The organism is Acinetobacter sp. ABJ_C1_1 (assembly GCF_044684115.1).
GTDB lineage: Bacteria > Pseudomonadota > Gammaproteobacteria > Pseudomonadales > Moraxellaceae > Acinetobacter > Acinetobacter nosocomialis_A.
This window is the reverse complement of the sequence record NZ_JBITPU010000016.1, coordinates 79,842-92,211: the sequence shown is the minus strand read 5'-3', so window position 1 is coordinate 92,211 and position 12,370 is coordinate 79,842. Positions and strand designations below refer to the sequence as shown.

Annotated in this window: 10 protein-coding genes; 9 read left to right on the top strand and 1 reads right to left on the bottom strand. The window is 34.9% G+C overall.

What is annotated here, in order from left to right:
* The first annotated feature begins 176 nt into the window (after positions 1–176).
* The 9 genes from ACG59Z_RS16150 to ACG59Z_RS16110 all read left to right on the top strand — a co-directional run bounded on the left by ACG59Z_RS16150 (position 177) and on the right by ACG59Z_RS16110 (position 10,717).
* On the top strand, positions 177–1,211 hold the full coding sequence (locus tag ACG59Z_RS16150) for a glycosyltransferase family 4 protein (RefSeq protein WP_187142565.1): 1,035 nt from the start codon (positions 177–179) through the stop codon (positions 1,209–1,211).
* Positions 1,212–1,217: 6 nt separating this feature from the next.
* A complete protein-coding gene (locus tag ACG59Z_RS16145; protein ID WP_130174171.1) occupies positions 1,218–2,045 on the top strand; it encodes a glycosyltransferase in 828 nt (275 codons plus the stop codon).
* 12 nt (positions 2,046–2,057) lie between these two features.
* Positions 2,058–2,678 carry a sugar transferase gene (locus ACG59Z_RS16140; protein WP_004735659.1) on the top strand — a complete coding sequence of 207 codons (621 nt, stop codon included), beginning with the start codon at positions 2,058–2,060 and terminating at the stop codon, positions 2,676–2,678.
* Between the two features lie 24 nt (positions 2,679–2,702).
* Positions 2,703–3,578, top strand: a complete 876-nt coding sequence (galU, locus tag ACG59Z_RS16135; protein ID WP_263612660.1) for a UTP--glucose-1-phosphate uridylyltransferase GalU — start codon at positions 2,703–2,705, stop codon at positions 3,576–3,578.
* 114 nt (positions 3,579–3,692) lie between these two features.
* On the top strand, positions 3,693–4,955 hold the full coding sequence (locus tag ACG59Z_RS16130) for a nucleotide sugar dehydrogenase (protein ID WP_304456802.1): 1,263 nt from the start codon (positions 3,693–3,695) through the stop codon (positions 4,953–4,955).
* Positions 4,952–6,622 carry a glucose-6-phosphate isomerase gene (gene pgi / locus ACG59Z_RS16125; protein ID WP_130174174.1) on the top strand — a complete coding sequence of 557 codons (1,671 nt, stop codon included), beginning with the start codon at positions 4,952–4,954 and terminating at the stop codon, positions 6,620–6,622. Before ACG59Z_RS16130 ends, pgi begins: the two co-directional genes overlap by 4 nt.
* Complete coding sequence (galE, locus tag ACG59Z_RS16120) at positions 6,615–7,640, top strand: UDP-glucose 4-epimerase GalE (RefSeq protein ID WP_400200296.1); 1,026 nt, start codon at positions 6,615–6,617, stop codon at positions 7,638–7,640. The genes pgi and galE overlap by 8 nt, the downstream gene beginning before the upstream one ends.
* 111 nt (positions 7,641–7,751) lie before the next feature.
* Positions 7,752–8,804, top strand: coding sequence for an acyltransferase (locus tag ACG59Z_RS16115; protein WP_311082289.1), 1,053 nt, complete (start codon positions 7,752–7,754; stop codon positions 8,802–8,804).
* Between the two features lie 251 nt (positions 8,805–9,055).
* Entirely contained in the window at positions 9,056–10,717 is a 1,662-nt protein-coding gene (locus tag ACG59Z_RS16110) for an LTA synthase family protein (protein WP_130174221.1), read from the top strand.
* 27 nt (positions 10,718–10,744) lie between these two features.
* Here the strand turns inward: ACG59Z_RS16110 and ACG59Z_RS16105 are convergent, their stop codons facing one another.
* On the bottom strand, positions 10,745–12,115 hold the full coding sequence (locus ACG59Z_RS16105) for a phosphomannomutase CpsG (protein WP_400200293.1): 1,371 nt from the start codon (positions 12,113–12,115) through the stop codon (positions 10,745–10,747).
* Positions 12,116–12,370 lie beyond the last annotated feature (255 nt).

Genomic DNA, 12,370 nt, shown 5'->3' with positions numbered 1-12,370 from the left:
ATAAAGCGGATTTTGATCAGTCAAATATTTTTTTAAAATCTGCATTTATGGCAAAGGCTGATAAAAAGTTTTTGAAAATGTTATTTTTTATAGGCTTATGCGTCATGAAATCCAGATTTCAATTGCAATATCTTTTAAAACGATTGGTTTTTAAAATAATTACGATAGGCTAAGCTATGAAAATTCTTTTTGTAATTAATTCCTTAAAGAACAAATCTGGAACTGAACGTGTTGCTATTGAACTGGCAAACAAATTATCACTCATGGCTAATTATGATATTACTCTCTTAAATAGAGAATCAATTAAAAGTAATACAGCTTATCCAGTTTCTGATAATGTAAATGTAGTAGCAATTTCGGGTAACTTCTTTGAATTTTATAAAAAATTAAAGATACATCTTTCTCGTCATTCTTATGATATGGTGATTGTACATAATATGGGTAAGTTATCTTTATTATGTGCTCTTTTACCTAAAATCAAAAAATTGGTTACATTAGAGCATGTCTCTTTTATTAGTCGTCCTAAAAAAGTTCAAGTCTTAAGTAAATTCTTTTACAAGTGGGTTGATCAGGTTGTTACCTTAACTCAAAAGGATAAAGAGCAATTTGATAAATTTCATTCTAAAGTTATTGTTATTCCCAATTTTTCACCCTTCCCTATTGTCTCAGAATCTCCGCTGAGTAGTAAACAAATTGTAACCATAGGTCGTTTAACCGATCAGAAAAATTATCTTCATTTATTGAAAGCTTGGAAAAAAATATATCAAATGATACCAGAGTGGCACCTTAATATTTATGGTGAAGGTGAACATAAAAAAATGCTACAAGATTATATTGAAGAGAACTCTCTACAGCGCGTTCTTTTGAAAGGAAGTACATCAAATGTGCAAGAGGTATATAGACAATCAGACTTTTTTGTAATGTCGTCTAAATATGAAGGTTTACCTATGGTTTTAGTAGAGGCGCAGAGTTTCGGGTTACCTATTGTTTCTTATGATTGTCCTTTTGGACCAAGTGATGTTATTCAAAATCATAAAAATGGCTTGTTGGTTGAGAACCAAAATATTGAGGCATTGGCAGATGCGATTTTACAACTTGCTTCCTCTCCAGATATGTTGGCGCAATTCTCACAAAATTCATTGATTAATGCTAAAAAATATCAGCCTGAACAGATCTTAAAAGTTTGGATTGAAAAGGTTTTGGAAGGTTAAAATTGTATGTTTTCGGTTCTATTATCTCTATATCATAAAGAAAAACCTGAATATCTAGAAAAGTGTTTTGAAAGCATTTGGGATAATCAGAGCTTGAAGCCAAGTGAAATAGTTTTAGTTTTAGATGGGCCTATTGGTGAGCAACTCACAACTTCTGTACAGGAGTGGCAAGTTAAAATCGGTGAAAAACTAAAAGTAGTTGCGTTACCGCAAAACGTAGGGCTTGGTAAGGCATTAAATGAAGGGCTAAAACAGTGTAGTGCTGATTGGGTTTTTCGTATGGATACTGATGATATTTGTACATCTGATCGGTTTGAAAAACAACTTGCTTTCATAAAACAAAACCCCGATGTTGTTTTGTTTAGTTCTCAAGTAATGGAATTTAATCAAGATATTACTGATGCCGATGTAATCAAGTCTGTACCTTTAACACATGACGAGATTAAAAAATTTGCACAAAAACGTTGTCCCTTTAACCATATGACCGTCGTGTACAAGCGTGATGTTATTTTATCTCTCGGAGGTTATCAGCATCATTTATTTATGGAAGACTACAACTTATGGTTACGTGTAATTGGGAATAATTATAAAGTTGCGAACTTACCTGACGTCCTTCTATATGCTCGTGTTGGTAATGGTATGCACGCACGACGAAAAGGTTTCCAATATATTAAAAGTGAAAAACAGTTACTAGATTTAAAAAAACAACTAAAGTTACAAAATCCTGTATATGCTAATATGCTGTTTCTGATACGGTCTGCGTTTAGACTGTTGCCAGCAAATATGCTAGGTAAAATTTATAATACCTTTCTTCGTAAAGATATTAAAAAATGAGTGAATGAAAATATGAAACGTTTAGTAGACATAGTCATTTCTTTAATAGCTCTAACCGTACTGTCGCCAATATTTCTGATAGTTGCTTATAAGGTCCGTAAAAATTTAGGTTCACCCATATTCTTTTATCAAGAAAGACCTGGGAAGGACGGAAAATTATTTAAAATGATTAAGTTCCGTTCGATGAAGGATGCTTTTGATGCGCAGGGGAATCCATTGCCAGATGAGGCTCGTATTACTCCATTTGGGCAGAAGTTGCGTTCTACTAGCTTAGATGAAATGCCACAGCTTATTAATGTCTTAAAAGGTGATATGAGTGTGGTGGGTCCTCGTCCAATGTTAAAAGACTTTGTCGCTTTATATTCACCAGAACAAGCACGTCGTTTAGAAGTTCGCCCTGGAATGACAGGTTTAGCTCAGGTCAGTGGACGTAATGAACTAGATTATGAAGAACGGTTTAAATGTGACGTTTGGTATGTAGACAATCATAGTGTTTGGGTTGATTTTAAAATCATGTTTAAAACAGTCAAAGTGATGTTAAGACGCGAAGGTATTAATGCACCAGGACATGTAGGACCATCTTTATTTAAAGGTAATGACGTCCAAGAAAATGTCGACTCATCTGTAAAGTAAATTTTATATCTTGAAATATTTCTTATGATCAAAAAAGCAGTTTTACCAGTAGCCGGTTTAGGAACGCGTTTTTTACCTGCAAGTAAGTCAATTCCAAAGGAAATGGTGACCGTTGTTGATCGCCCAGCTATTGAATATGTAGTGCGTGAAGCGGTGGAAGCAGGAATTGAACAGATTATTTTAGTGACTCACTCTTCAAAAGCTTCGATTGAAAATTATTTTGATCGAAACTTTGAATTAGAAACAATATTAAATGAAAAGAAGAAATTGGATTTGCTTGCAGAGATTACGCAAATTGTTCCTTCTCATGTGAGTGTTGTGAGTGTACGACAACCTCAACCTCTAGGCTTAGGGCATGCTGTTTTATGTGCGAAAAGTGTAGTAGGACAAGATGATTTTGCTGTGCTATTACCAGATGTATTGGTGAAAGATAGTTCGGGGCAGAATGATTTATCGCGTATGATTTCTCGTTATGATGAAAGTAACGCGGCACAGATAATGGTAGAAGCTGTGCCTGATCACTTGGTAGATCAATATGGTATTGTTGATGTTGCACAGAACCCAAATGAAGGCGAAAGCATTGCTATGCAGGGTATTGTTGAAAAACCTGCTGTAGGTTCTGCACCATCTAATTTATCTGTTGTTGGTCGCTACGTTTTACCCGCAAGAATTATGCAACTACTTGAAAATACACCGAAAGGTGCGGGTAATGAAATTCAACTAACAGATGCAATTGCGATGCTGCAACAAACTGATGTAGTTGAAGCCTATCGTATGCAGGGACAAACCTTTGACTGTGGTAGTAAGCTTGGTTATTTAAAAGCTGTTCTACACTATGGTATTGAACATCCTAAATTAGGAAATGATTTTAAACAGTTGATTCAAGAACTTAAATTATAAATTTTGTAGCTCAACTTAAGTATTTGTAAAAAATAATGAATATGTGAGCTGTTCAATATATTCTCTTCCCATAATGGGAAGAGAATTCTATAGAATATTAAAATCAGGTGTACAATGAAAATCGCGGTATTTGGAACCACCTTGCACGCTGGTGTAATGGCAGCGTTACTAGCTGAATATGGTAATCAGATCTATTGGTGTACAAGTGTCACCTGTGAAGAAAATATATCTGTACTTTCATATCAAGATCAAGAAGTTAATCATTATTTAAATAAACAAAGAAAGGCAGGTTTTTTAACAGAAAGTCCTTTTTCTCAAATTCCTTTAGATATTGAAGTTTATTTATTTTGTTTTAGCCCTACACAAATAGACCTTGCCTTAAAAACGGTTGAGAAGTTAAGCGAGCGTCCAATTGTTCATCCAAGGTTAATGGTTAATGGTTCAACTTTTGGTTTACATGGTACAGAAAAATTAAAGCAACATTTACCTAAAGACGAGTGGATTTATTTTCCTGACGTGATTCAGGAGGGTAATGCGATTAATAGTGTACTCAATGTAAAACATGTCATTGTTGGTGTTGAATCAAGCTATGCTCAAGACATAATGCAAGAGTTATTACGTCCATTCTTCCGTTTTAGTTATCAATATTTATTTATGCCGATTTTAGATGCCGAATTTACCAAACTTAGTATTTCAGGCATGTTGGCAACTCGCATTAGCTACATGAATGATCTTGCTCTAGTTGCTGAAAAGTTGGGCATTGATATTGCCAATGTAAAGCATGGCATTGCTGCAGATACACGTATTGGCGCAGCTTATTTATCAGCAGGTGTTGGATTTGGCGGTGAAAATTTTTCACATGATATTTTAACACTCTCCAGTACGGTTTCTGAAACAGGTGCGAAAAGCCGTCTTCTAGAACAAGTATGGGCGATTAATGAACAACAAAAAGAAATTTTATTCCGTAAATTATGGAACTATTATCATTGTGACTTGAGTGGAAAAACGGTTGCAATTTGGGGGGCTTCATTTAAAGAGAACACTCCAAGCACACATAACTCACCTATTCATATCTTATTGGCTGCTTTATGGGCCCAAGGTGTAAAAGTACGGTTACATGATCCGCAAGCTCTTGATGAAATTGCAGCTTTATATGGCAGTCGAGAAGACCTGATTTTATGTGCTGATCAATATGAAGCAGCACAAGGAGCACATGCTTTATGCTTAGTCACGGCATGGAAGCAGTATTGGAGTCCTGATTTTAAACAGTTACAACAATTGATGCAGCATCCTCTTATTTTGGATGGGCGTAATATTTATGATCCAGCATATGTGAAATCTAAAGGTTTTGCTTATGAAGGAGTAGGTCGATTATGAGTAAATCTATCGAGAAGTTTCCCAAAGAGCTAGTTTCCCCTATCGCGCAGCTTCATTCTTTGGTTGAGAAAAATTCAAATTTACATATAAAAGAATTATTTGCATCAGAGCCCGATCGATTTCAGCAATATTCTGTAAAGTTCGATCAACTGGTTTTTGATTATAGTAAGCACCGTGTGACTAAAAGTGTGTTAGAGCAATTGGTGGCTTTAGCAAAAACTAAACAATTGACTCACTGGATTGAACGATTATTTTCTCAAGATAAAGTCAACTGTACCGAACAGCGTGCTGCAATGCATTGGGCTTTACGTTTACCATTAGAATATTCTAAATTTCCGGAATTAACTGAAAAGGTCCATAGCCAATTGCAGCGTATGTATGCGTTGGTTGAAAAAATCCATGCTGGACAATACCGTGGCGCCACAGGTGAAGTCATTCAAGATGTCGTTAATATTGGGGTAGGGGGATCTGATTTAGGGCCTCAAATGGTGACCCATGCATTATCGGATTTTAAAGTAAAAACAGCCAAACCACTCAATGTTCATTTCGTATCAACAATGGATGGTAGTCAGTTATCGGAATTGCTTCATCAACTGCGTCCAGAAACAACTTTATTTATTATTTCTTCGAAGTCATTTGGCACTATTGATACTTTATCCAATGCACAAACTGTTCGACAGTGGCTTGAGAAAGCGTTAGGGAAACACGAACGGGTGGTAAAAAGCCATTTTATTGGTGTTTCTACAAAAGCTAACAAAATGTCAGAGTGGGGGATTGCTCCTGAAAATCAATTATTACTTTGGGATTGGGTTGGTGGACGTTATTCTCTTTGGTCGTGTATTGGGTTACCTATCGCATTGTCAGTTGGGGTTGAAGGTTTTCAACAGCTTTTAGCTGGTGCCCATGCTGTTGATGAGCATTTCCAAAATACAAGTTTTGAGCAGAACATACCTGTGCTTATGGCATTATTAGGCGTCTGGAATAATAACTTTTTAAATATTCAGACCCATGCTGTATTACCTTATGATGGCCGTTTAAAATATTTTGCAGCTTATTTGCAACAGCTCGAAATGGAGTCTAATGGTAAATCGGTACAACGTGGTGGACAAAAAGTTGAATTAGATACTTGCCCAATTGTATGGGGTGAAGTTGGGCCAAATGCTCAACATGCCTTTTATCAATTACTCCATCAGGGAACTCAGGCAGTAAGTTGTGATTTTATTGCCCCTATACAACGTTACAATGCAGATCATTTTACTTATGTAGAAAATGCTGAAGCATTAGTTGAGCAACATCATCTTGCGCTTTCAAATTGTTTAGCACAATCACGTTTATTGGCTTTTGGTAACGAAGCTCTAGATACAAAAGAACTGGAGAGTTTGCCTATTTATAAGCAATATGAAGGAAACCAGCCAAGTTCAACATTACTTTTAAAAGAGCTTAATCCTTATAGTTTAGGGATGTTGATTGCTTTATATGAGCATAAAGTATTTGTTCAGTCTGTAATCTGGAACATTAATCCCTTTGATCAGTGGGGAGTGGAAAAAGGTAAGCAGATTGCTGACCAGTTACTCCCGATTTTAAATGGTGTTCAAAACGATCTTTCAACACTCGATGCTTCAACGCGTGGATTAATTAAAATTTTATTAGGAAAAATAGATGGCTAAAATTCTGGTTACTGGCGGTGCTGGCTATATTGGTTCACATACCTGTGTAGAGCTTTTGAATGCTGGCCATGAAGTTATTGTTTATGACAATCTTTCAAATAGTTCAGAAGAGTCTTTAAATAGAGTTCAAGAACTCACCCAAAAAAGTTTAACTTTTGTAGAGGGTGATATTCGTAATGCAGATGAGCTTGATCAGGTATTTCAAAATCATACAATCGATGCAGTTATTCATTTTGCAGGTCTAAAAGCGGTTGGTGAAAGCCAGGAAAAACCTCTTATTTATTTTGATAATAATATTGCAGGTAGTATCCAACTGGTTAAGTCAATGGAGAAAGCAGGTGTTTATACACTTGTGTTTAGCTCATCTGCAACAGTATATGATGAAGCGAATACGTCTCCTTTAAATGAAGAAATGCCAACAGGTATGCCAAGTAATAATTATGGTTATACCAAATTGATTGTTGAGCAATTATTACAAAAATTGTCTTTTTCTAACTCTAAATGGTCGATTGCTTTACTTCGTTATTTTAACCCAGTAGGTGCACATAAAAGTGGACGTATTGGCGAAGATCCACAAGGTATTCCAAATAATTTAATGCCTTACGTTACACAGGTTGCTGTTGGCCGCCGTGAAAAATTATCTATTTATGGTAATGACTATGACACAGTAGATGGTACTGGTGTACGTGATTATATTCATGTCGTTGACTTAGCCAATGCACATTTATGTGCTCTAACTAACCGATTACAAGCAACAGGATGCCGTGCATGGAATATTGGAACGGGTAATGGCTCATCAGTATTACAGGTTAAAAATACCTTTGAACAGGTCAATGGCGTATCTGTTGCTTTCGAATTCGCACCACGCCGAGCAGGTGATGTGGCGACTTCTTTTGCAGATAATACTCGTGCTGTTGCTGAGTTGAGTTGGCAACCGCAATATGGTTTGGAAGATATGTTAAAAGATAGTTGGAATTGGCAGAAGCATAATCCAGAGGGATATAGAACTAAAAATTAATTAATATTAATAGGATATTTTCAGAGATAGTATTCGTAATATATTAATGGGGCTTATTAAAAATAATGGGTCCCATTAATATTATTATTTTTTCAAAAAATTGGAAAAAAAATGATTAAATCAATTCAATATTTGAGAGGATTGGCAGCTCTTGCTGTTGTTTTACATCATGCTAGTGGAGCTATATTGGTTCATTATGCAGTAGAACAAAAAGATTATTATTCTTGGGGGGCGGGAGGAGTAGATTTATTTTTTATTATCTCTGGTTTTATCATGATGTATATTACTTTTGGGAAAAAAGTAGAAGTTGGGGACTTCTTATATAAACGAGTAGTAAGAATTTATCCAATTTTTTATGTATATGCGACTATAGCTTTATTAATATTTCTTATTAGTCCAGAGTCAATTAATAGAAGTGCATCAGCACCAACAAAAATTTTACCCTCATATTTGTTAATTCCATATACAGAATTTGTTAATCTTGTTCAAGTAGCATGGACTTTAGTATACGAAGTCCATTTCTATTTATTGTTTGCAATATCATTATTATTAATTAATAAGTATAGATATATATTTACTGGTTTTGTTTTGTCTGCATTTTCAATATCTAGCTTAATCCAATATAAAACCTTTTATTTGGGTTATCTTTCAAATCCTATTATTTTAGAATTTTTATTTGGAATGATATTGTATTTTCTAATTTATAGAAGAGAAGCTAGAGATATGTGGTTCCTAATAGGGTTTGCTAGTATAGCTCTAATAACTTTATCAATAAATAATAGTATACCAGAAAGGCTGTTTATTTATGGGCTCCCTTCTTTTATATTAATGGGCCTATTGCTAACTTTAGATAATAAAGGTTTTTTTGATAAAAAAGAAACAAAATTATCTAATTTATTCTTGAGAATAGGTGATTCTTCATATTCACTCTATCTTTCACACTCATTTGTTCTAGGTGTAGGTGTAATTGTTTTAAATAAAATAAATTTAATAAATAATAATACAGTACAATTAATGATTATTTTATTATCAATAGGAGCATTAATATGGGGATGGATATCTTATAGCTTCATTGAGAAGCCAATGATTAGCTTCTTTATGCGAAGAGGCGTGGCTAAGTGGTTTTTGAAAAGAAAGAGCGGGGAGGCAGATCTAGCAAATTGATAGATCTACTAATTTGGCGATTACTTTTATGGTAGTATTCGCCATTGCTCTTTGTCACTTTACTTAAAGTCATGGTCTTCCTACGTCAACAATTGTTATTTATCTTTATTGCTTTTTTATCCACCTGTATAGGTGTATATGTTGCGTGGGATATGAACCTGACTTGGCATAAGTTTTATATCCATCTGATTTCAGAAAAGGCTATTTTTTCAATTCTTTTTAACTATGCAGTAATTCAACTATTTTTTATTGTGGTTGGTCGTAAATATGCTGCTATTTTTTTAAGCCAATTATTCGTTATATTTTTGAATTTTATTAATAAAAAGAAGCAACAGTATTTATTTAGTAATTTAAGCCCTGAAGATATTTTTTTACTACCAGAGGCAATGAAGGCTACTCCTTGGCACTTGCAACTTATCTTTTTTACTTTGATTATTTTCTTTCTTATCATACTACTCATCGCTTTACGTAAAGAAAGTAAAGCCACTTTTCATACATATGTTCCCAATATTGTTATCTTCGGATTAATCAGTAGTGGTTTAATTTATTTAAACTTTATTAAAAATCCTACAGGAGCTTGTTTTTCTGAAAATAAACCGAAAATTTGTGCAAGCTTACAGGAGTTTCCAAATACTAGAAATGACTGGAATGGCGATTATCGGAATATTCAAGATTATGGATTTGTAACTTTTTACGTATCTAAGGTATTGGATAATGTAACAAGTGTTTTATTACCGAACCGTAAAGTATCTGAGCAAGACATACACCAGATTTTGCAGCAACATCATTCTACTCAACCTTTAGAAGAGAGTGGGAAGGAATATCCAAATATTGTTATAGTGATGGAGGAATCTTTTTGGGATGCTCATCATTTAGAAAGTGGTTTACCAAAAGACTTACTATCTTTTGTTCATCAAAATCAAGTATCTAATTTATTGTCGCCCTCTTTTGGTGGAGGTACTGCGAATGTCGAATTTGAAGTACTGACGAGCCTCAATACAACTTTTTTCCCAAACGAGCTGTTATATGTTTCTAAATTGAAAAAGCCAATTTATTCTTTGCCTTATTTCTTAAATTCAATCGGCTATCAAACTGTAGTTATGCATAATAACTACAGTTATTATTATAATCGTAATAAAGTATATCCACAGTTAGGTTTTCAGAAATTTATATCACTTGAAAATATGGTCACTCAAAGAGATCAGAAAAAAGTCTTTAATTTGGGAGGCTGGGCTTCGGATGATTTTATTTTTGATTCGATTAAATCGACTTTAGATGAGAATGAGCAACAGCCAAAGTTTATTTATGCGATTACTGTTGAAAATCATCCTACGTATAATGATGATCGATTCGGTAAGCAGAATTATAAATTTAACAAAGAATTATCTGAAACCGAAAAGCAGAAATTAAGTACTTATACTGCTGGAACTGCGCGTGCTAACCAAAAACTGAAAGAGCTCGCTGAATATTTAAAGACAGTAGATCGACCAACAATTTTAGTGGCCTTTGGCGATCATTTACCGAATCTACAAGAAGTTTATGAGAATTATGGATTTTTTAAAGATGATCCTGAGCGAACTAATTTAAAAAATTACCAGACACCATTTGTGGTATGGAGTAATTATAAATTAGATAAGAAGCCTTTAAAGCAACCTTATATTGCTGCAAGTTTTGTGGCTCCAAAGCTATTAAAGCTCGCAGGGCTACCTTTATCTGATTACTATCAATTTGTTGATGATGTCTCGAGTTGTTATAGTGCCATTCACCAAAAATTTATCAATGAAAATCCAACGTGTAATTTTGATAAGAAAGCGCTGTTGAAAGGTTATGAAAATCTAAATAAGGATGTATTAGACGGACATAATCATACTTATAAAATTATGCAGAATAACCAAGAAGAGATGGAACAATAATGTTCCATCTCTTTGATATGAGCTCTATTAAGACTGAATTAATCCAGTCAATTCATCTACATAATGCTGCATTGGCTGAGCTTGACGATCTGCACGGCTTTCAATGTTAAGACGTAGTAAAGGCTCAGTGTTTGAAGCGCGGACATTAAAACGCCATGCACCAAAGTCGAGGCTTACACCATCGGTACGGTCAATTTCTGGTTTTTGTTCGGCATAGAAATCGAAAATCTTTTGAATAGTGGTTTGTGTGTCAGCCACTTTAAAGTTGATTTCACCACTACAAGGAAACTTGGTAATCATATTTTCAACGAGTGTTGAAAGTGATTGTCCTGTTTCAGAGAGTAGGGCAACGGTGAGTAACCAAGGAATCATACCGCTGTCGCAGTAAGCAAAGTCACGGAAATAGTGATGGGCACTCATTTCGCCGCCATATACAGCATTGTTCTCACGCATAACGTCTTTAATGAACGCGTGACCAGATTTTGACTGTACTGCAACACCTTTGTATTCATCTACGATATCAAATGTGTTCCACACTAAACGTGGGTCATGCACAATTTTCTCGCCTGATTGTTTAATCAAGAAAGCTTGAGCCAATAGACCAACAATATAGTAGCCTTCAATGAACTGACCTTTTTCATCAAACAAGAAACAGCGGTCAAAGTCACCGTCCCATGCAATTCCCATATCCGCTTTATGCTCAAGTACAGCATTTCGAGTACTGTCACGGTTTTCAATTAAAATCGGGTTAGGAATTCCATTTGGGAAAGTACCATCTGCTTCATGGTGAATTTTAATAAATTCAACTGGTATGTTAAGCGCCTTAAATTTTTCTTCGATTGCATCAATCACGTGGCCAGCTGCACCATTACCCGCGTTTACCACTAACTTAAGTGGGCGGATTTTTGCAGGTTCAATATAGGTGATTAAGTGATCAACGAACTCAGGCAAAATGTTATAACTTTGAGTTGTACCTTTTTGACTAACTTCTTCAAAGTTATTGGTTTCTGCTAAAGCCTGAATTTCTTTTAAACCAGTATCGGCACTAATTGGACGAGCATTTTCTCGTACCAATTTCATACCGTTATAGTCCATTGGGTTATGGCTCGCAGTAACTTCAATACCACCTTGCACATCTAAATGGAAAGCGGCGAAGTAAACTTCTTCAGTACCTGTCATGCCTAAATCAAGAACATTGACACCCGCGTCATTTAACCCGCGGATAGTCGCTTGTTTTAAAGCCTCACTGCTTAGACGAATATCACAACCTACAACCACAGTCTTTGGTTTATAGATTTGTCCGTAAGCGCGGCCAATTTTATAGGCGATTTCTTCATTCAATTCGGTGCCGAGTTTGCCTCGGATATCATAAGCTTTAAAACACGTTAAAGTAGTCATTATTCAATTCAATACATGTGGTTTGAGTTGTGTGCACATTATACATAGATCATGAAACAGGAATGTTTATAGTTTTTATATTCAAATTTTTCACTTCATTTTTACAGACTCGATCTAAAATTATGAGAAAGATTTTTACAACTTTAGTCTAATAAATAAATCTATAAATTAGGAATTACTTGATTTTGCTTAGTGCTATTGGTCATACCAATTATAATGATTATTTAATGATTGATCTTACCAATATCTGTGTTT

Coding starts and splice junctions, on each gene's coding strand:
- ACG59Z_RS16105 (WP_400200293.1), bottom strand. CDS start 12,115: ATGACTACTTTAACGTGTTTTAAAGCTTATGATATCCGAGGCAAACTC.
- galE (WP_400200296.1), top strand. CDS start 6,615: ATGGCTAAAATTCTGGTTACTGGCGGTGCTGGCTATATTGGTTCACAT.
- galU (WP_263612660.1), top strand. CDS start 2,703: ATGATCAAAAAAGCAGTTTTACCAGTAGCCGGTTTAGGAACGCGTTTT.
- ACG59Z_RS16150 (WP_187142565.1), top strand. CDS start 177: ATGAAAATTCTTTTTGTAATTAATTCCTTAAAGAACAAATCTGGAACT.
- ACG59Z_RS16140 (WP_004735659.1), top strand. CDS start 2,058: ATGAAACGTTTAGTAGACATAGTCATTTCTTTAATAGCTCTAACCGTA.
- pgi (WP_130174174.1), top strand. CDS start 4,952: ATGAGTAAATCTATCGAGAAGTTTCCCAAAGAGCTAGTTTCCCCTATC.
- ACG59Z_RS16115 (WP_311082289.1), top strand. CDS start 7,752: ATGATTAAATCAATTCAATATTTGAGAGGATTGGCAGCTCTTGCTGTT.
- ACG59Z_RS16145 (WP_130174171.1), top strand. CDS start 1,218: ATGTTTTCGGTTCTATTATCTCTATATCATAAAGAAAAACCTGAATAT.
- ACG59Z_RS16130 (WP_304456802.1), top strand. CDS start 3,693: ATGAAAATCGCGGTATTTGGAACCACCTTGCACGCTGGTGTAATGGCA.